This window comes from bacterium (assembly GCA_035527515.1).
Classification (GTDB): domain Bacteria; phylum B130-G9; class B130-G9; order B130-G9; family B130-G9; genus B130-G9.
In genome coordinates, this window is sequence record DATLAJ010000165.1 from 1 (window position 1) to 20,615 (window position 20,615).

A 20,615-nucleotide genomic window follows, 5' to 3' on the forward strand; every position below is an offset into this window, starting at 1 on the left:
GCCGCGACAGACAGGGCAGGGGAGAGCTGAAGGGGACACGTGGTCCCGTAAAAAAGAGGGATGAACCTCTTCATTACTGCCGCTGCTGTAAGGCCGCTCAGATCGCCGTAGCTCCACCCGGTTAGCCTGCTCAGCTGGTAAATCTTGAGGCAGCCGAAGATTATAGTAATGACCCACAGCCACAAATGCGCTTTGACAATGTGTCTCTTGATCGCTGCCCAACCGTCCTTCAGTCCCCAAAACAGCTCGAAGACGAACAGAAACAAAGGCGTAAACACCGAAAATTCATAGGATAGAAGTCCTGCTATATACGCAACGCAGGCCAGGAGAACCTTGAGCCGCGACGGTTTCCTATGATACGCCGGACCAGCCAGCCAAAAGGCCAACAGCGAGAAGAAGACGGCAGTGACAGTGACAGTCTGTCCTATTTGAAACGCAGATGGGACGTGGCTCGGCATAACCGTGAAAATGAGGGCAGAGACGGCGCCTATCAAGAAGCTTTGTGAGAGCGCCTCGAGTATCAGGAATACAAGCAGGCATGTTGCAGAGTATATGGCGAACCTGACTGCCCTGGGGACGACTGGATTGGTTCCGAACAACCTGTATTCGGTTATTACGGCTAGGTCCCCCAGCGGTCTGTAAATCCCCGGGACTGTCCTCTCAGTGGTCAAATATCCCTTCAAACCGCGCCAGGCGTCTGGCCTGGCGAACTTCCAGGCGTCTCCGACGTAGTCCGCGCGAATCCCCGAGGCGGTCATCGCGAGCGGCAGCAAAACCAAGCCAACGATGAACCACCGCCTCACGTTCTGACTTGGGGAGAGGATGTTATCGGACCAAAGTTGCATATCGTCGCCCAGATCGGCAAAACTGCACAAATTAAGGAGGCTTTCGAGTATTTGCTGCGACAGAGTAGTCGTTCAGCAAATCTGTTGTCAAGCTGCCCTCGTTGCGAGGAGTTACTATGTCGTATCTTTCAGTGGTTCAGCGCGAGGAACCCCAAGAGGCGCGCCACCCCCAGTACGCACTACTAATAATCGGATAGCCATTCTTGCGGATTACTCCGGTGGGTCCGATCGTTGGGATTTGCTGCTTCCTTGTTTCAGCTTCTTCGCACGGCCCAGCTTGAGGCAGAGGATGCGAAGGTCAGAGACTATCCTGAGCCTCCGGGAGATCGCATCTTTCGACATATCCCGGCTAATCCCGCGACTGATCTTCTTGCTGTCCGGCTTCATCATCTCGCTCCAAATCTTCCAGTCGCTGCAAATCCACAAGGTCTTGCGGTCTTCCCGAAAGGCGTTGCATCTTCTTCAATCCCGATAAAGACACGACCGTTATCTCATAATCGTCAACCTGGAAGGTCTCCCGGTTCTTCCAAACATCCTCCATGATTGGAGAGACAAGAACCAGGTCGAGGGTAAGGAGGTCCTCACCGCTCGCCTTCGAGATACGATAGATTCGCGATTCCGATTCCTTCCCAACATCAAAAGGAATAATCCCCGCCGATAGACAATAGCCTTTGTTACCAAGAAGGGCTATTACCTGATTCAGGTCCGATTCTCTTATCAGCATGTCAATATCCTGAGTGGCTCGCGGGTATCCATGAACGGCCACCGCCAACCCTCCGCAAAGGGCATATTCGATGCCGTTCTCGTTGAGAGAGCTCGCGATTGATTCAAGCTCGTCATTGATATTCAGAGGCACTTTTCTGCTTTCTCCAACGCTTGGCCTCGGCTTCGTTCCCATCATCTCGCTGTTCATCACTCATTGCCAATGTATAGCAGAATTCGGCAGAAACGTAAGCGCGAAATCCAGGCTTCGTGGGAGGAGTAGTATCCTCATCGAAAACTGCTGCGTTCATAGACAGCGCCGTAAGGCACAACAAGGAGATAAGGCAACGATCAGAGGTGATCCGTGAGTAGGCAATTGACCGCAATTATTGAGAGAGAGGGTAGCGGGTACGTGGCTTTATGTCCTGAGGTGGATGTGGCGAGCCAGGGAAACACCGTTGACGAGGCGAGGAACAACCTGAAGGAAGCGTTGGAGCTCTTCTTTGAAACCGCGTCGCCAAGGGAGATTGGCGAAAGGCTGCACCAGGAGGTTTATATAACCCAGGTGGAAGTGGCCGTTGGCTAGGCTCAAAACCCTATCGGGAGAAGAAGTCTGTCGGAGCAACGAGAAAACTAGCCGAATCAGCCCCAAGGACAGTGTGAATCAGAATTCGGGAACGACTTGGACACTTGACAGGCACACCGTTTAGAACCAGTATCTTGGCAGGAAATGCCGCACAGAAGGATGCCATATCCAGGAAGCCTTACGGGATGAGTTTTGAAATACAAGTATATTAGCAAGCTGCCTAAGCCTCTTCTAGACGACTTTGTTGCGAATCGATGGCTGCCGATTGTGGGGGCAGGATTCTCCCGAAATGCCATCCTTCCCAAAGGCCTGAGAATGCCCTTGTGGGACGAGCTTGGCAGAGCGCTGGCAAAAGAGCTCGGCGACGATTATGAATATCTCGGTCCGATCGACGCAATTTCCTCATATGAACATAAATTCAAAAGGTCCACATTAGTTGAGAGTTTGTTGAAATACCTGTTCATAGGCGAGGCTCGTCCAGGAGATGCTCACCGGGCCTTCTGCTCGGCTCGCTTCGACATAGTCTGCACTACGAACTTCGACTTCTTGCTCGAACGGGGATACAGGCTCTGCGGAGTCGAGAATGCAGTGCCGGTCATTGGCGAAGACCAGCTATCGATCACGCACGCGGATGGTTCAATCCCTCTCCTGAAATTGCACGGAGACTTGTATCATCCAAAGCTCTTAGTTATCACGGAAGATGATTATGATGGATTTCTAAAACTCCGTCCTGCAATTGCGACTTACTTCGCCAATCTTCTTATGACCCGTACTCCTGTACTGGTTGGGTACAGTCTAGACGACCCAGACCTTCGGCAGATTTGGCGGCTGGTCGGTCAGCGACTTGGCACCATGAAGCGTCAGGCGTACGCTCTCCTTGTTGGAGCAAGCGAGTCCGATATCGCGCGCTTCGACCGTCGCGGGGTGAAGGCAATCGTTCTGGGAAAAACAAAATCGAAATATGGGGAAGTGTTGGCTTCGGTATTTCGGGAGTTAAACGAATACCGAAAACCAACACTGGTGAAGCCGAGTAATGTGAAAGAAGAACACCCGCTACAAGAGCTTTCCTTACCTCCCGGCGCGACAACGCGTCTGTGTCTTTTTGTAATTCCTTTATGGCTACAAGCTCTCTATCGAGACCAAGTCTTCCCCTTGGTCAGACAAGTAGGACTCGTCCCGATGACGGCAGATGATATGGTGTCTCCTGGGGAGAATGTATTTACCAAGATCGAGGTCATTATCGACCGGTCTCCTGTTATCGTGGTTGACGCATCCAGCGAGTCCACGCAGGCGGTATTGCGCATGGCGCTCAATCGAATTAAGTCAGAATGCATCTTGGTGATCCTTTCGACGGAAACGTCCACATCATTTGACATCAGCGATATTGAGCAAGTCTGGAGGCTGGATTTCCCATCTGGAGACAACCAGCGATTCCTTGATGATATACAGAGATGGCTGAAGCACGTCGCGGAGAAACTTGAGCCAGCCCTGTCTGGCGAGCCGAGACGCCTGTTGGATGCTGGGGAGTATAGAGCCGCCGTGATCTCCGCGATGGCTTTGCTGGAAAACTCGGTCAGGGAGCAGTTGCCCTACGACTCTCTATCGCGCGCAAGGGCTTCCTTCAGCGTGCTAATCCGGGAATTGAAGAGGAGAGAGTGTCTGGGTGAGCTTCCCGTTGACCAAATGGCGGAGTGGTGGGTCTTAAGGAACAAAGTCGTGCATGGCCCCACTCTCGTAAAGCCAGACACGGCCAAACAGATCGTGGCCGGCGTAGAGGAGATCATAGCTCAAATCGCTGCTCTCGAAAAGCATTGAGAGGATCACCGGACATCCACGTCTGCGGATTACTCCGCAGGCTCCGATTGCCTTGGGTTGCTGCTTTCTTGTTTTAGTTTCTTCGCACGGCCCAGCTTGAGGCAGAGGATGCGAAGGTCGGAGACTATCCTGAGCCTCCTGGAGATCGCTTTCGGGGATATATCCCGGCTAATCCCGCGACTGATCTTCTTGCTATCTGGACTCATCATCTGCAATCTGCGTTATCTGCGCAATCTGTGGATCAGGCTCTCTTGGCAGGGCGTACAGTCGGCGAGAATGCGCGGCCGGGCCGGGAAAGGCTAGTTCTGGGGTTTAGCGTTGCTGTCTTTTTTGGCAAGGTCTTCCATTCGGAGCTTCAGGACCTTCGACACGCCCTTTGTCTCCATGGTGATGCCGTAAAGAAGGTCCGCCGTCTCCATCGTGCGCCGGTTGTGCGTAACGATGACGAACTGCGTCGATTGGCTGTAAAGCTTGACTCGCTCCAGGAACCGCACGGTGTTTGCCTCGTCGAGCGCGGCATCGATCTCGTCAAGGATGCACACGGGCGCTGGGCGATGCTCGAACAGCGCGAACGTGAGGGCAATGCCGGCGAGCGATTTCTCGCCTCCCGAAAGCAGTCCTATGGTCATTTGACGCTTGCCATGGGGCTGCGCGATTATCTCAACGCCGGCCTCGAGAGCGTCATCGCTCCCGACGAGCTCGAGCTTAGCCGAGCCGCCCCCGAAAAGGTCTGAGAATCGCTCTCCAAACTTGTCGCTGATCGACTCGAACGCCTCAAGAAACCGCCGCTGGGCCTCTAGATCAATCTTGCCGATCGTCCTGTTGATGAGCCTGATCGACTGCGCTACGTCAGTGCGCTCTCGCTTGAGAAAATCGAGCTCATCCTTGGTCGATCTGTAGTCCTCTATGGCCGCGAAGTTGACGTCTCCCAGCTTATCAAGGCGATCGGAGATGGACGCCAGCTCCGCCTGCATCTCCTCCCTTGTCTGGGCTGAGAGAGGCCCTTCGCGACCGAACTGGGCGACGAGACCCTCTACGTTGGCCACATCGGGGAAACCGGACATCTCGCCCTCGATCCGCCGAAGCGACGCCTCAAGCTGAGCCTTCAGGGTTGAGGCGCGGGCACGGGCGTCGCTCAACGAGGCGGCCACCTGACGTTCCTGATCGAGATAGCGGTCATATTCTCTGCTCAGGACATCTCGCTTCGTTGCGAGCTCGCTCTGCTCTTTGCTCTTGTCATTCAACCTCGAGGAGAGCGAGGAGAGCGCCCTCTCAAGCTCCGCCAGTCGCCTGGAGCCGTCCGTCTGCTGTCGTCTCAGCCGAACTACTTCCTGCTCCAGATGCTTTAGCAGAGACTCCTTTTGTCCCTTCCTGTCCTCGACCCTCCCTAGGTCAGCCTCCAGCCGGGATACGTTCGCCGAGGCGCCTCGCAGCTTCTCCTGCGCCGCCGCGCCTCGTTGGGCGAAGTCCGAGAGCCGATTCTCAAGCGAGTCGCGCATCTTGGCGTTCTTCTCGACCTCCGCCTGCATCTCCTTGATCTGCTCCTGAAGCTGGCTATCATGGTCGTCGAGCTGGGCGACCTCGGCCTGAAGCTCCCCGTCTCGGTCAGAACACCTCGCCTTGTCCTTGTCAGTCTCCTGAACGCGAGCTTGAAGCCTGTCCCTCTCATCTTTCGCCAGAGCACACTCGCGCCTCAGGCCTTCGAGTATCTTCTGCTCATCCAAAAGAGCGAACCGAGCCTTATGAACGGCCTCCTGAGAATTGGTGAAATCTTTCTGAGCCCTGGAAGCCTTTTCATTGCTTTCGCTGAGCGAGACCTCCGCGACCGCAAGCTCCGCAACCAGCTCATCCTCGCTCTTTTGCAGGTCCAATAGCTCGCGCTTCCTCGTGAGAACTCGCACCCCCGTAACCTTGCTGCCGCCGTGGACAACGCCCGTCTTCTCTATGACCTCGCCTGAGAGCGTAACGAACGTGGCGCCATTGTCGCCCTTGCCCCAGAGCGAGATGGCGTGGTCAAGGTCCTCAACGACCCATACGTCGTGCAGAAGCATGTTTGTGAGCTTGGGATAGCTACACGACTCGACGAAGCTCTGCGCCGGGCCGAGCGTTCCGGGGATCGGCTTTGTCTCCGAGGCAAGCGAGCCGCGGGCGCCTATTGCCTCCTTTGCCACAAAGCTGCCCCTGCCGGCCTTGTTCTCCCGAAGATACGAGACGGCCTCACCGACTTGCCTGAAATCATCCATCACGAGGCACTGGAGTCGCGAACCCAGGACGGCCTCTAGCGGCGTCTCGTAGCCTTTTTTCGCGGAGAGCAGATGGCCGATGATCTCGGGCGTGCCACCGTCCGCCGAACGGTTCTTCCAGACCTTTGCGACTGCACGGACACCCTCCTGAAACCCCTCGAGCTGGCTCAACAGCTCGCGGGTCGTCTGAAGCCGAGACCGGGTCAACGCAAGTTTTGACTCCAGCGAATCGCGACGATGGGCTGCTGCATCCCTCACCTTAATAGCTTCCGATAGCTGGTTGCGAAGGGTTTCATTTGCTGCCTCGAGAGAGGTCAACTTACTCTTGTGGCTCAACGCCTGCTCTTCGGCAAGGTCGAGCCTTGCCCGCAGCTTGTTCAACCTTGTGTGGGCTTCGGACGCCTGCTGAGTCGTCATCACCAGCTCTTCCGACAGCCTCTTCAGCGTGGATGCATTCGCCCTGCTCTCCTCCTGAGCCCTCGCCAGCCGCTTGGCGGTCTGCATCCGCTCGTTCTGAAGCTTGCCGAGCTTGTCGCGGAGCCTGTTTTGTTCATACCGCGCCTCGTTACAGGTCGCTTTAAGGGACTTGGAGTCCATGTCAATCTTGGAGAGCGAGGCCGCAATCCGGTCTCGCTGCTTACCCAGCGCTGAAAGCTCCTTCCTCACCTCGTCCGCCTGTCCAGACAGCTCCTCCAGATCAGCTCGGCACGCCTTACCCCTCTGATTCTCCGACCTGATCTTCTCCGTGAGCGTGCTGGTCAGAAGCCTGAGCGATTCGGCCTCCGCACGACACTCTCCCAGCCGCCGCTCTAGCTCGTCGCGCTCGTCAGAAAGTGATTTGAAGCGGCTCTGGGTTTTTTCTAGGGCACCTTTTGTCTTAGCTATGTCGCCATCCAGTCGGCTCTTCTGAGCCGAGCTCGCATCAAGCGACTCCTGCTCCGCCCGCAAAAGCTCCGACAGGCCGACGTATTCCGCACAGTTAAGCCTCATCCTAAGCTCGCGGGCGTGCTTCTGCAGACTCTTGAATAGCTCCGCCTTCTCCGACTGCGACTTGAGCGTCCTGGTCGTCCGCGAGACCTCGAGAACACGCTCGTCCACCCGCACTAAGTTGTTCTCAGTGTCCGCAAGCCGCGCGAGCGCCATCTTCTTGCGATGCCGATACCTCTGGATGCCGGCCGCCTCCTCGATAATCAGACGCCGCTCAGACGGCTTCTGGTCGATCAGAAACGAGACCTGACTCTGTGGGATCACGGAATACGACCTCGCCCCGACGCCCGTGTCCATGAAAAGCTCCTGAATGTCGCGGAGGCGGCACGGCGCCTGATTGATCAGAAAATCACTCTCGCCCGAACGAAACATCTTCCGAGAGATGACTATCTCGTCAAACTTGACTCTCAACCAGTCTGCCGCACCAGCAAAATGCAGCGACACCTGTGCGTAGTTGATCGGTCTGATCTCCTCCGTGCCCGAGAAGATGACCTCCTGCATCCGCTGACTGCGCAGAAGTCGCGGGCTCTGCTCGCCGAGCGCCCAGACCACTCCATCGCAGATGTTGCTCTTGCCACAGCCATTCGGGCCAACCAGGACGGTAATACGGTCGGCGAGCTCGAGCTTCACTCGTCGCGGAAACGACTTAAAGCCGACCAACTCAATGCTTTTAAGCTTCATTGTCCAAGGCCGATGTTCTGTCAGAGATACAGCACCAAACGATGAGAAGCTTACATCAACACAACATATTAGGTCAATGCGGTTTTGTGCCACAAAGTATGCGGCATCGCCGGCGAGGCATGATGGACGGCAGCCGGCGCGTCAGAATCTGCCCAAGAGTTGATAAACTTGCCAGGGCCAAGGCCCGAAGCGACGGCGCTGTCGCGGCCTAAAGGCTTACCTGACCGATGAACCAGCGGCCCAGGTCGCTAAGGTGAAGCGCAGACTTGGGTTGCGAGAGCGACTCGAGCGTTATGAAGTCCTGCTTGAACATCTCAAGAAGCAATCGCTCAGCAACAACGTTCGGATACTTGTCGGCAAGCCTCTGCGCCGCATCCCCGACAGTTAGAACCTCGCCTCGAGCCTCTCGCTTAACCATCTTGGCAAGCAGAAGCGCCTCCGCAGCCGCGTAATCGCTTCTGCCGGATTTCAGCGTCCTCTGGAGACGGCGCCTCGCCAGGTCGCCCGCCGCATCAAGCTCGTCAGACAGGTCCCGGGGGCCGCGAACATTGACGCCTGTCTTCTCCTCGGTGCCGGAGTTGCGCACGAATATCGAGGCGGCCGTAGTGGAGCGGCCTTTGGGCCTAAGGGAGATGAAGATCATGTCCCTGTCCTCGGCGAACTCGACTCGCTTGACATCGTAGCGCTGCCCGAATCGTCCCACACACTCGTCCTCAAGCCACTCCGCGAGTTCCTGCCAGTATTTCGCCCCGAACACGAACTCCTCCTTCCGCGTGTAGTAGGCGTAGTAGGTCCGCTTGAAGCCGCGCGGAAAGGGAGCCGCCATCATCCGATGAAACTCCGCTACGTCCTTCGATTGGAGCATCGTCTGCGTCGCAACGAATGTGTTGATCGCAGCCTTGAGACCGTTCCCCGCGAAGAACAACTGGTTGGCGGTTGCCGGTTGCCAGTTGGCGGTTGGCGGTTGGCAGTTTGAGGCGAGCTCGGAACGTGCGAGCCGACCGGTCTGCGTTCGCTGGTAGAGAAAGTTATGGGAGCGGAGGCTCTCCGCTGGCGGTTGGCGGTTGGCAACCTCGAGGATGGCGGGCGTGATCGAGTGGCCAGTCTCCTCAAAGCCTATCAAGTAGGAGATTGCGCCCGGCCTGAGCAGGTCGTTTTCCAGGGCGGCTGTCTCGTCCGGGCAGCAGTGCTTTCTCTGGATGGCCAATACCTGGGCTTGCAGGTCGAAATAATCCTGGCTGCTGCTCGAACGCTGGCGAAGGAGCCTGTCCAGCGCGTCGCTAGCTGCTTTGAGCGCCTCCAGTGCGCTGCTCTGTCCCCTGTCGGCGAAAAGCCTCGCAAGGTGTGAGACCCGGCACTCGATGAGCGACGCAAAGGCCTCGTATAGCACCCACTTGTCGCCGACTGCGGTCATCACCGAGCACACACCGAGCGACTCGGAAGCGAAGTTCCCCATATTGATGTCGCTCTCTACTGTGTGCACGATCTTGGGCCGGCCCGATACAGAGAGCGTCTCGACCAGATACTTGGCCTGTAAAAACGCGGCCTCATCCCCTGAAGAGACTATGAGTGCATCCTCATTTGGAACGTAGTCGAGCCTGAAGAAACGATCGCCGTCGGCGTCAAATACGGCTGCAACGAGGAGCCTGTCGCCGCTGATGAGCGCATCTTTCAGCTCGTCGGCGAGGCGGAACATCTCAAGGACGGCCTTATGCTCGGAAAACGGCGAGGCCCCACTGCCCTCACCGGCGAAGACATCCTCGCGCGTGATGATCTCGGCTCCCTCGAGCGCCGCGACGCCGCCTCCCTCATTGACGTTGCCCTCGAGGGATGTGTTGACCTCGTGAACGTTCGTGAAGCCCAACTTGCGGAAGAGCTTGGCCGCAAACTCGGAGAGGCAGCCGTTGGCGGTATCCACGACGAGCTCGATCTTGTCGAACCCAAGCCGCGAAGCTGAATCGTCGTCAGGGCGAATCCAGGAGTTTGCAGCATTGAGCATGAGGCTCTCGAACAATGAAGAGGCCGCATCGTGATGGTCCTCGATCTGGCCTGATATCGGAAGCGTCTTGAGGTCGAGGCTTCTTTCGAGCTCAAAGATGACTGCGGTGAGACGCTCGTCGTCGGCTGGGAGATATTTAAGGCCCTGGTTGCCCCAGAAAAGCTTCACACCGTTCTGGTCTTTGAGGTTGTGCGAAGCTGTTATCATCGCGCCAGCCGCCGCGCCGACGTGGAGCACGTATGCCGGGACCGCGGGCGTCGGGAGAATCCCCACGGACAACACGGTCGCGCCGTGCTTTCGGATACCGCGCATGAATGCCTCGACGAAATCACCGCTCGGGTCCCTGGGGTCCCAGCCGACTACAACCTGATCGCCCGGCTGAAACCTGTCAATCCTCACCAAATCGGCGATGAAGCAGTATCCGTAAAGCTCCATGAACCGCGGTGTGATGACGCCGGCCCTAAGAAAAGCCTCGAGAGGCACAAGGCCGCGAACCTCGGAGTCGCCGTCCTGCAACGTCCGGCGACGTATGCCGTCCGTGCCCTGTATCCGCCTCACGGCGATGCGTGGTTCGCTATGTTGAGCCCACTTACGTAGGAGCGATGCTTTATCTTGCGAAGGTATTCCTCTGCCCTGGCAAGGTCCTGCCTAGTGTTGATCCCCAGCGACTCGCCAGGGTCAGCGATCTCGTAAAGACCTACGTGGTTGCCCCGCTCAAGAAAGAGCCGAACCGCGTCGGTCAGGTAGTACTCGCCTTGTGCGTTGTTGGCTTGAACCTCGCTCAAGACCTCTAGAAAGCGATGGTCGCTCCGCAGACAATACGCGCCGACGTTGACCTCCTTGATCGCAAGGTCCTGCTCAGTCGCATCAGGCAGCTCGACTATCGCCTCCAGCTCGCCGGTCTTGCTGCGCTTAATGCGACCCAAGGAGCCGGGGTCCTCGAGCTTGGCGGTGGCGATATCAAGCTCTGTGTCGCCTCTTATTTGCTGCTCGATCATCCCGTTGATCGTCTCGAAACTCAGAAGCGGGACGTCGCCACTCAAGATCAAGAGGCCGTTTTTGGATCGCTTTAAGTAAGGCAGAACCTGCATGACTGCGTGTGCGGTTCCAAGCTGCTGTTCTTGGAGCACGAACTCGATCTGGTCCTTGTCGAGGGCCACCTCCGAAGCGCTATGGCCAGCACCGGGTTCCTTGAGCGAGTAGGTCTTGCTGGCGTATTGCTTGAGCTTCTCAGCGCCTTGACCGACAACGATGTATATCTTGTGCATGCCGAACATGCTCACCAGGTCGAGCACATGCCCCAGCAAGGGCTTGCCGTGAAGCGTGAGAAGCACCTTCGGCACATCGGCTCTCATCCGTTTGCCCTTGCCGGCCGCCAAGATTATGCAGTCCATAGATGTAATGATGCCATACTTGCCGAGGCACTTGATGAAGACATCGACTATCTTGGGATCGAACTGCGTCCCCTTGTTCCTCACAAGCTGCTCGATCCCGGCCTCGAGCCTCATCCGCTTCCTGTAGCTCCTTGTGGAGGTCATCGAGTCGAACGCATCGGCCACGCTCAGCACCCTGGAGAGAAGCGGTATGTCCTCCCCCGCAAGGCCTGCCGGGTAGCCCTTGCCGTCCCAGCGCTCGTGATGGTGCCGGATAAGAACCTTCTCCTGAGACAAGAAACTCAGCGGCTCGATCATCCGAGCTCCCTTCTCGGGATGCTCGCGCATTACACGCCACTCCTCATCTGTGAGCTTTGTGGGTTTGCTTAGGACCTCCTCAGGGATTCCTATCTTGCCGATGTCATGAAGGTTCCCGCCGATCTGAAGCGCCTTTATCTGGTCTTTGGAGAGGCGCATCTCCCTTGCCGTCCGGATGGAGTATTCAGTGACTCGAGACGAGTGGCCCTGAGTGTAGGCATCTCTCTCCTCGAGAACGACCGCAAAGGATTTGATTATCTCAAGGTAACTTCGCTGTAGCTTATCCTGAGAATCCTGGAGCTGCCCGGTTCTGAGCCTAACCTTCTTCTCAAGTTGCCGGTTGAGCTCTTTGAGTTCTTTTGCCAGGCGTTCGTTCTCGAGCTTCAGCTGGCGCTTGTCAATGACCGCCTGGACAGTATGGAGCAGCTGCTCGATCTTGAACGGCTTTGTGATGTAGTCGTAGGCTCCCTTCTTGAGTGAGGAGACAGCCGACTCAATGGTCATATAAGCGGTCATCAGGATCACAGCGGTCTCCGGCTTTCTGTCCATCGCCAGCACGCGGTCAAGAACGGCCAGGCCGTCCATGCCGGGCATCCTGATGTCGGTTATGACGACGTCGAAGGGACCTTTGGCCAGGGCCTCGAGCGCAGAGTGGCCGTTGTCCGCAGCCTGAACGTCATAACCGCCCATTGAGAGAGCCTGAACCAGATTTTCTCTCAACCCGGCAGAATCTTCCACCACAAGAATCGAAGCCTTCTGCTGCACACACATGCCCTCATAATGAACTAGAGCTTAGAAGCCAGCGCAATCTAGCTATTCGTCTGCGAGGCGGAGGGACTTAACTCTTTTGTGGGCGCCGCTCTGTAAAACTTCTCAACCTTGCCTGCCTTAAGGCAGCTTGCACAGACCCTAAGCCGTCTGACGTTCCCATCGACGTTGGCGCGAACGTTCTGTAGGTTCGGTATCCAACGCCGGTTGCTGAGGTTGTGAGCGTGGCTTATTTTGTGCCCGAACATGGGCTTCTTGCCGCATATATCACATACTCTTGACATCCTAAACTCCTTTCAGCACTAAGATTGATCATAGACCCAAACCTGTCAACTCATAGGTCAGTGCCCCAAAGGCGACTACTGAGCCAAAAGATGGCTTATGTCGCCCAGGACCTCACGCTGAATCTCGACCAGGCGCGAAGTCCCGCTCCTGCCGAGAGACAATAGCGCATCAAGCGACTGCCGCCCAAAAGGCGCTAACTCAGCCGTGCCCTGTATCTCAATGAACTCACCTGAGTCTGTCATAACTAGATTCATATCGACGGCTGCAGCCGAATCCTCCGAGTAATCGAGGTCCAAAAGAAACTCATCTCTAACAATCCCGACGCTCGTCGCGGCCACGAAACCTCTCAGACATGGAAGGCCCTGCTCTGAACCACCAAGCCAAATCAACGCGTCGCACAACGCCACAAAAGAGCCGGTTACCGAGGCTGTTCTGGTCCCGCCGTCCGCCTGAATCACGTCGCAATCCATCCATATCGTCCGGTCCTTGATCAGACTCAGGTCCACAATCGCACGCAGAGACCGGCCGATCAGCCTCTGTATCTCGTGCGTACGCCCCGATGGCCGGCCACGGGCCGCCTCCCTCACAATCCGCCTGGGTGATGAACGAGGCAGCATACCATACTCGCTCGTTATCCAGCCCTGACCCGCGCCGCGCAGCCACAGGGGCACATCATCCTTGACCGTGGCCGTGCATAAAACCTTTGTGTCGCCCAGCGTAACGAGCGCGGAGCCCTCTGCGAACTTCGCAAATCCTCGCTCAATCAGAACAGGCCGAAGCTCGTCATTTTTCCTACCATTTGCTCTCAATCAGTGAACCTCCAAATCGATGCCGCTTTTGAATCAACGAATGTTCTTCTACCTACGATAAGTCCAGCTCTCTAACGAGTATTTGTCCCGGGCCAGTTTCTCCGCAACCTTCCGCTCGCCCTCATTCATATCGGACAACTCAATACTAGTTCCGAGACAGCTGGCGAAGCCCCTCGCAATCGCGTGCCTCACCTCTTCATAGTCAAGCCGGCGACCGACCGCCTCCTCTAGACAGACGGGGCCCTGAACGGCGCTCAGCTCGCCCGAAACGCCATCGAGGTGCATCACGCTTCGCGCAAGCGCCATGTCAATGCGCAGTGGGATGGAGCCATGCTGTACAAAGGCCCCATCGCCCCTTTTCTGGGCGCTGCCGATCAGCTTCCGCCCCCCGACCAGTATCTCATACGCAGACGTCATCATAAAACAAGCGGCCGAGTCGCTCCTGCCGCCTGTTCCACGGCCGGTCACGACCTCGAGCTTGTCACGGTCAAGGCCAAGCGCCTCGCACCCCGCAGAAAGACAATCCGCGATCGCACGGTAACAATCAAGCAGCTGCCCGGCGAATGGGCCTCTTCGGCTAGACGCAACCACGCAATACGTTACCTCCTGATCATGTAGAACCGCTCGGCCACCGGTTATCCTCCGAACGACATCAACGCCCATCTTCTCGCACGATTTCTTTCTGATCGCATCATTTGCCTTCTGAAAATATCCCAAAGAGATACAAGGCCTGTCCCAGCCGTAAAGCCTGAGAACCGGCTCTGCGCTTGCGGAATCGAAGTTCACAAAGAGCGACTCGTCCGCAGCCATGTTGAGCGCGGCGGGGGATGTCCCCGATTCGATTGCTCGCAAGATGGCGATTCTCCAGATTATCTTCGATTGATGCCCGTAAGCCCGAGCGACAACAGACCCGCTGGCCTTATCCTCGTGTGGACTAGTTTAGGTCTTTGCCTTTTGAACGCAATCGCTGGAAGGCAACGTATCCCACGAAGAGGCCTACCACTAAGATAACGAGCCCAAACCACAAGTAAGGCGTCATCAGAAGCATGACGGTGCAACAGACCAGGACAAACACGCCAGCCAGAAGCGGCGCGAAGCCCCAGCGCCTCCACAGCGACCCGACTATGCAGACAAACGAGAAGAGGTAGAGGGCAAAGACCATTATGGTGGCGCTTACCTGTGAACCCTCATACATCCCGTGTTCCTTGCCGCAGCCAAACAGCAGAAGAATGGTGGCCGAAGCCAGCAGCGCGCGAAGTCCCAATCTCATCGCTTGTCCCGAACGATTCTGCTCTCGCCTATTCATCTACCAGATCAAATGCCTCCAACACGTTGACAACGTGGTCAGCGATCTTCTCCATGTTAGAGATTATATCATTCGATATTACTTGTCCCCAAAGTTTCTCCTCTGTTTCGTTCTCGCCCCGCCTGAAGGCAACGTATCTGTCTCTGTTCCGCTTGCGAAGCACTCGCTTCATCTCGTCGATCTTGTCCTCCTTCTCAATGGCGGCCACCGTCAACTGCCTGCTTTCCAGCTCCAGTGCATTAAGCGAATCCTGCCCCATGGCTAAAACCGTGTCCGTCATCTCTATAATGTCCTCTTTCCCCGGCCGCGAGAAGCTCTGTCCGAGGTTCTCGAGCCGTTCAAGGAGGACCGAGGTATTCTCCAGCCTGTCCCCGATGTTCTCGACGTCGTTGACCGCGTGCAACATCTTGGTCAAGACTTCGCTATCTACAATCGAGACACCCTTGTGCATGACTCTACTTATGTATTCGGTGATCTCGGCCTGATGCCGGTCAAGCTCATCCTCAAACTTCAACACCTCAGGCTTGAACCTAGTGCTCTCCTCCCACAGCATCTTTCTTACCAAATCCAGCATTTGATACGCCCGCTCGAACATGTGCAATATGGCCTTCTTGACCTGTGCGATGGCCACTGGAGGCGATTTGAGAAACTGTTCCTGCAAGAAGTCTCCCACCTTACTCCGGCTGGGCGGCGCCGCCTTATCGGGCAATACCCACGTGACGAGGCGGGCAAGCTGCTTGATGAACGGGAGCACCGCGAGCGTGTTGAGGACGTTGAACATCGTGTGCGCGTTAGCAATGTGCCTCGCAATGGTGGCCGGCGAGTTGGCGTCTCCAGCGGTGATGAAATCGACTAGTTTGGCGAAATAGGGAAGAACCGCGAGAGCCCAGGCGACGCCTATTACATTGAAAAAGCAGTGCGCAAGCGCCGTTCTCTTGGCCATGCGGCCGGTGCCTATCGACGACAGCAGTGCCGTTACAGTTGTGCCGACGTTGTCGCCCAGCAAGAGTGGTAAGGCGGTCCCGAAATCTATAAGCCCCGTGGTGCCCAGGGCAATGACCAGTCCCACCGTGGCACTGCTTGACTGAACAACGGCTGTCAGCATGGCGCCGGCCAGGATGCCAAGCAGAGGGGTTGTGCCAAACTGAACGAAGAACTCTCTGAATTGATCGCTGCCCTGTAGCGGCTTCAGGGCAGCAACCATCGTTGTTAACCCGTAGAAAAGCACCCCAAAGCCGAGCACGACTTGACCCCAAAGCCGCGAACGTGCCCGCTGCCTGGACGCCATCGTGATCGCCATCCCAATCGCGATCGCCGGCAGCGCATAATGGCTTATCTTGAACGCGACGAGCTGCGCTGTAACCGTCGTGCCGATGTTCGCTCCGAGCACCACACCGATCGCCTGGACGAGCGTCAGCAGTCCGGCGTTTACGAAACCGACGAGCATAACCGTCGTGGCGCTGCTGCTCTGGATTATCGCAGTTACCCCTGCACCGACTAAAACTCCCCTTATCGGGCCCCCGGTCAGCATCTCGAGTATGTGCCTAAGCCGCGTCCCGGCCGCTTTCTGAAGCGAATCTGACATGATCTGGATGCCGAATATGAAAAGCCCAAGACCACCAAGAATCCCGAAAACAAGCGGAACGGGATCGATAGCGCTTCTAAGATGCCACAGCCCCGCACCAATGCCGGTGAGCCAGAGCACGCAAAACGCAATGACGAGAACGCTCAGCCCGATAAGCTTCTTCCTGAGCACAGCCAAGTTCAGAGCCATCATATCTCCTAACAGGTTCAGTGCGCCACGCACGAACCGCTAACAACAGCTGAACCAGAGCCTATTGTCAACCCCAATATGTGTCAATTGCCAATCAGGTCCTCAGAAAAGCTTGATTGAATATAGGATAATTACATTGATGGTGATTGGCCTCGCATAGACCACTGGTCTTGCGTTTTCAATCGGCGATTGTTGCGACCGCGGTGGAGTTTAAGTCCATACGGATCATTGCCTCCTAACCTGCCGGCGATGGGCGTAAAATGTCTCGGACAGCCTCAGCGTCACACCGGTCTCACAGGCCACCTGGCACTCTCGACAGCCGCGAGCTTTCTCGATTATTCGCCTTGCGCTTCGCGACCGGAAGATGTCCGCCAAGTCGTAGCTGTCCTCGAGAACATTACCCATCCGAAACCGGGCAGGGCAGCTGCCGTTGGGATAGACCGAGCCGTCAGCGTCAACGAACATGAGAAGCCTGCCTGCCCAGCAATCGAATTGCCGTCCCCTACCCTCCAAGAGGTCTAGGACGATCGCACGGTTCAAGTTGTAGCTCGAGGCAAGCTGGCTCTTGAGGCGTCCTGTGAGCTTCTCCATCTCCTCACCGGCGACCGCAGGCTCCTGTCCGTCGGTGCGATAGAGCACGCCGGACATGGGGATGATCAAGTTAGGCTTGATGCCTCTTTTGTTGCAGTAGTTAAGCACCTGCTCATATTGGGCAGCATTCGCGTTCGTCGCCGTGTAATTGACCTCGATTTTCAGTTGCCTCGCGCTCAATTCCCTCTTCAACGAAAGAAGTGATTCAATCGTAGAATTGGCCTTATCAAAGGCTCCAGGCACGCCGCGCATCATGTCGTGCACATCTCCCATACCGTCGAGCGAGACGATCACCAGGGCCTGCTTCCGAAACGCGAGTAACTCGCGGGTCATCATTGCCGCTATCTCGCTCAACAGCCCATTCGTATTGATGTTTATCGAGGCGACCGGGAACCGCTCGGTAACCAGCCTCACTATATCGACGAGGTCGTCCCGAAGCGTCGGCTCACCACCGGTGAGGGACACATGCCGAATACTCGACAGGAATTTGGCGCTTTTATTGAACAGTCGCGTGTAGTCGTCGAGCGTGAGCTCGCGATCGAGTGGCCTCTGCCAGGCATTGCACATCGCGCAGCGAGCATTGCAGCGGGACGTAACGGCCAGTCTGAGCTTCCGTGGCCGCAGTAGGCCGGCTCGGTCCAAGGCGTGAAACTTGGCTGTTTTCAGGAGTGCTTTAGCTGCTATCATGGTCGGAACCCTATGTTTTCGAGCGAGAAAGAAGAAACAGCTTGCCTCGGCAGCGTGGACCGCGCCCTAAGTGCTGCATTCGGCATTCCCGGGACCTGCCCGGCTCAGGAGATCCGTCGCAAGAACTTCAGGATGCCCTGCTGAGGGAAATCAGCGCTCATCTCGGACCCCAAATGCTCACGGTTTTCAATAAACCAATCATAAGTCCCGTTAAGGGCATCAACAGCGCTTATATTGGCCTGCCATCCCAGCATTTTCTTGGCCTTTGAGCAGTCGAGCAAGAAATCTTTGTCGGCTATAAAGTAATGCTCTGTGCCCAGCGGAGAGAGCCTAAGCCAGTCGAGAGCGATGAGACACATTTTGGCGAACCATGCTGGGATAGCGCAGACCTTCGAGCCGGTCCCTGCATGCTCCACGAGAGCATTCATCTGGTCAATCAGAAGCGGCGTGTCGTCCGCGCCAACGTTGAATACCTCGCCCGCGACCTCTCTTCTGAATGCCAGCACACATGCCTCAATGAGGTCCTGATACGCTAGCATCTGAAAACGGTTCCGCCCATTCCCAATTATGTATATCCGCTTGCCCCGGCCGACCCAGTCGAAAAGTATTGTCAGAAGACCGAGTCTGCCCTCGCCGATGATGAACCTGGGCCGGATGATGTTGATTCCCAGCCCCTTTTGCATGAAGCTTTCGCAGATACCCTCCGCCTCAAGCTTGCTTCGGCCATACTCGCCGACTGGGCGAGGCGCGCATCTCTCGTCGCAAGGCGTCCTCTCTGGCCTCCCATAGACAATGCTGCTCGACACGTGAACGACCTTCTTGACGCCCGCGGCAAGCGCCGCCTCGAGCACGTTTCGCGTCCCGTCAACGTTGACCTTCCAGAACATGCGACCGGCCCTCGAACAAGGCAACAGCGACACGAGGTTGAAGACGCCCTCCACGTTCTGCATCGCTTGTTTCAGCATCTTTGGATCGCTGACGTCTCCGTGAACGAAGTCCAGGTTTGAGTGCACGAGATCGAGCTTGGTCCGGACGTCGTATATCCTGACTCTCTCTCCGTTCTCAAGCAGTTTCTCTGCGAGATGCTGTCCGACGAATCCCGCGCCACCTGTCACCAAGAGCATCCCATCACCTCTTTTCAGTTTCGCTCGCCGTGGATTAGTGCCGGGCGCTTACCTTGGGGAGTTGAACGGCTATTTCGAGTCAAGAGCGAACGAGGCTGCCTATATCAGGAAGGTGAGGACGGCACAAACCATGTTCCGACAAAACTGAACCTCTGTGCCAGATTCTTTGGCTGCGCCTCGGCAATGTGCTTCTGCGGGACTGAATTTTTTGTCCGGTCACTATTCGCATTAGGCGGCGCCTAGATCATGCCCGTCTCTTTTGCCCACTTGATGGCAGCAGTGTAGCCCTCGACGATTCCAAAGCTGGGTTGCATCCCAAGAACGTCTATTGACTTCTTGGGATCGCAGCCGACGTTTCTTATCGTCTCGCCAGCGATGTGGAAGTCCTCAAGGTAGGTCCCAAGACGTGAGCTAACAACATCGATCACCTCACATATCTTCCCGAGAAAAGCAGGCAGATAACGTGGCTTGATCTTCACGCCGAGTATCTGAGCGAGCGCCTCGTATATCTTAATGGTGGAATATGCATCCTTGTCAGCGATCCAGAATATCTCCCCGTTCGCCTCGTCCTTCTTCTCCGCAAGCATTATCGCATCGACAAGGAACGGGACATACGTGAGGCTTCTAAGATGGTGGCCGTCGCCGAAGACAAGGGGCCGCCCCCCCTTTACCATGTTGAGCAGTCTGATCATCCTGTGTGACATCCCCGGGCCGAAATACATGCAGGGACGAAGAATAACGGTCTGCATTCCGTTCTTGCCATGGTGCTCCATCACGGCCATCTCGGCGGCGCGCTTGCTGCGCCCATAGGGGCTTTCAGGCCGGCACTGCGCCGTTTCGATCATCAACGTCTCTCGGTCAACATTGAAGCCCTGGGCGGAATTGCTGCTAATCTGGATGAACTTCCTCACGCCTGATCTGACCGCCTCGGCAAGCATGTTGCGGGTACCCTGATGGTTAATCTCGTCGAAATCCCTGACTTTCGGCGGATGAATGACCCCCGCGCAGTGCATGACAGTGTTAACGCCGTCCGCGAGACCCTTTAGGCTGTCCTTGTCTCGGACATCGCCAAACACCAAGTCCTTAATACCAACCTCCTCAAGCGGCTTTATATCCATGCCCTTGAGAACGAGGCATCGAACGTCGCGGCTGTCCCTCGCAAGCCTCCTAACAAGCGTTGTCCCCAACCAGCCAGGAGCACCTGTTACTAAAACCTTCATCCTAAAGCCTCCGGAAACAAATATCAGACCGAACTGCTTATCACCCTCGCCGGGGCGAAACCAAAATACCCGACTCCCCCACACTCCCGAAACCACTCAGCACCAATTGTCATTCCTGTTCGCGGGATGTCAAGCCATATCTCGCTTTCAGCGGAGCGGATTGGGGTTGTCAGACTTGAATAGCACCTTCGGTGTCTCCCGACAATCAGATTGGAGCGGGGAACGTTGCGGCGGCCTCGCGGCTGGAGGGCAGAAGCTCCTGCCCGAAGGGCAGACCATGGGTAGCCGCAGGCGTAGCCTGACGGTGCGAATAACGCCACAATCCCCTTTTCTAACCTCCCCGTTGCGTTGCACGCACGGCGGCTACCCATGGTATCCCCTGTCGGGGATTACAGCCTGCACCCCTCGTTCGCACCCGTTAGCTGAAAGAAGCAGCAACTCGGCCGTCGACATGAACTCCCGTGCCTATCTGGCAGCCAGCTTCAGAGCTCAACCTCAGAAA

General features: G+C 56.4%; 16 protein-coding genes. 3 read left to right on the plus strand and 13 right to left on the minus strand.

Annotated elements, in window-relative coordinates:
• Positions 1 to 845: hypothetical protein (locus tag VM163_13470; protein HUT04890.1), on the minus strand; the 845-nt coding region annotated here is incomplete at its 3' end.
• A 349-nt stretch (positions 846 to 1,194) separates the two neighbouring features.
• Positions 1,195 to 1,758 (minus strand): hypothetical protein, encoded by a 564-nt coding sequence (locus VM163_13475; GenBank protein ID HUT04891.1) that lies wholly within the window; start codon positions 1,756 to 1,758, stop codon positions 1,195 to 1,197.
• A gap of 153 nt (positions 1,759 to 1,911) precedes the next feature.
• Between VM163_13475 and VM163_13480 the strand changes: the two genes are divergently transcribed.
• The 3 genes from VM163_13480 (at position 1,912) to VM163_13490 (ending at position 4,251) form a co-directional block, all read left to right on the plus strand.
• Positions 1,912 to 2,133 carry a type II toxin-antitoxin system HicB family antitoxin gene (locus VM163_13480; GenBank protein HUT04892.1) on the plus strand — a complete coding sequence of 74 codons (222 nt, stop codon included), beginning with the start codon at positions 1,912 to 1,914 and terminating at the stop codon, positions 2,131 to 2,133.
• A gap of 321 nt (positions 2,134 to 2,454) precedes the next feature.
• Positions 2,455 to 3,948, plus strand: a complete 1,494-nt coding sequence (locus VM163_13485) for an SIR2 family protein (GenBank protein ID HUT04893.1) — start codon at positions 2,455 to 2,457, stop codon at positions 3,946 to 3,948.
• A gap of 108 nt (positions 3,949 to 4,056) precedes the next feature.
• Complete coding sequence (locus VM163_13490) at positions 4,057 to 4,251, plus strand: hypothetical protein (GenBank protein HUT04894.1); 195 nt, start codon at positions 4,057 to 4,059, stop codon at positions 4,249 to 4,251.
• Here VM163_13490 and smc read toward each other — a convergent pair.
• From smc to VM163_13545, 11 genes are all read right to left on the minus strand, one after another.
• Positions 4,248 to 7,859 (minus strand): chromosome segregation protein SMC, encoded by a 3,612-nt coding sequence (smc, locus tag VM163_13495; protein ID HUT04895.1) that lies wholly within the window; start codon positions 7,857 to 7,859, stop codon positions 4,248 to 4,250. The genes VM163_13490 and smc overlap by 4 nt on opposite strands.
• 208 nt (positions 7,860 to 8,067) lie before the next feature.
• Positions 8,068 to 10,416 carry a hypothetical protein gene (locus VM163_13500; GenBank protein HUT04896.1) on the minus strand — a complete coding sequence of 783 codons (2,349 nt, stop codon included), beginning with the start codon at positions 10,414 to 10,416 and terminating at the stop codon, positions 8,068 to 8,070.
• A complete protein-coding gene (locus VM163_13505; protein ID HUT04897.1) occupies positions 10,413 to 12,314 on the minus strand; it encodes an HD domain-containing phosphohydrolase in 1,902 nt (633 codons plus the stop codon). Before VM163_13505 ends, VM163_13500 begins: the two co-directional genes overlap by 4 nt.
• 44 nt (positions 12,315 to 12,358) lie before the next feature.
• Complete coding sequence (rpmB, locus tag VM163_13510) at positions 12,359 to 12,601, minus strand: 50S ribosomal protein L28 (GenBank protein ID HUT04898.1); 243 nt, start codon at positions 12,599 to 12,601, stop codon at positions 12,359 to 12,361.
• A gap of 75 nt (positions 12,602 to 12,676) precedes the next feature.
• Positions 12,677 to 13,411: a ribonuclease PH gene (gene rph, locus VM163_13515; GenBank protein HUT04899.1), complete on the minus strand. Its 735-nt coding sequence runs from the start codon at positions 13,409 to 13,411 to the stop codon at positions 12,677 to 12,679.
• Positions 13,412 to 13,459: 48 nt separating this feature from the next.
• Positions 13,460 to 14,263 carry a biotin/lipoate A/B protein ligase family protein gene (locus VM163_13520; protein ID HUT04900.1) on the minus strand — a complete coding sequence of 268 codons (804 nt, stop codon included), beginning with the start codon at positions 14,261 to 14,263 and terminating at the stop codon, positions 13,460 to 13,462.
• An 82-nt stretch (positions 14,264 to 14,345) separates the two neighbouring features.
• Positions 14,346 to 14,717 (minus strand): hypothetical protein, encoded by a 372-nt coding sequence (locus tag VM163_13525; GenBank protein HUT04901.1) that lies wholly within the window; start codon positions 14,715 to 14,717, stop codon positions 14,346 to 14,348.
• Positions 14,710 to 16,494, minus strand: coding sequence for a Na/Pi cotransporter family protein (locus tag VM163_13530; GenBank protein HUT04902.1), 1,785 nt, complete (start codon positions 16,492 to 16,494; stop codon positions 14,710 to 14,712). The genes VM163_13525 and VM163_13530 overlap by 8 nt, the downstream gene beginning before the upstream one ends.
• A gap of 222 nt (positions 16,495 to 16,716) precedes the next feature.
• Positions 16,717 to 17,769, minus strand: coding sequence for a radical SAM protein (locus tag VM163_13535; GenBank protein HUT04903.1), 1,053 nt, complete (start codon positions 17,767 to 17,769; stop codon positions 16,717 to 16,719).
• A gap of 104 nt (positions 17,770 to 17,873) precedes the next feature.
• The gene (locus tag VM163_13540) at positions 17,874 to 18,893 is read right to left on the minus strand and encodes an NAD-dependent epimerase/dehydratase family protein (protein HUT04904.1); all 1,020 of its coding nucleotides are present in this window, start codon (positions 18,891 to 18,893) and stop codon (positions 17,874 to 17,876) included.
• 239 nt (positions 18,894 to 19,132) lie between these two features.
• Positions 19,133 to 20,113, minus strand: a complete 981-nt coding sequence (locus tag VM163_13545; protein ID HUT04905.1) for an NAD-dependent epimerase/dehydratase family protein — start codon at positions 20,111 to 20,113, stop codon at positions 19,133 to 19,135.
• Positions 20,114 to 20,615 lie beyond the last annotated feature (502 nt).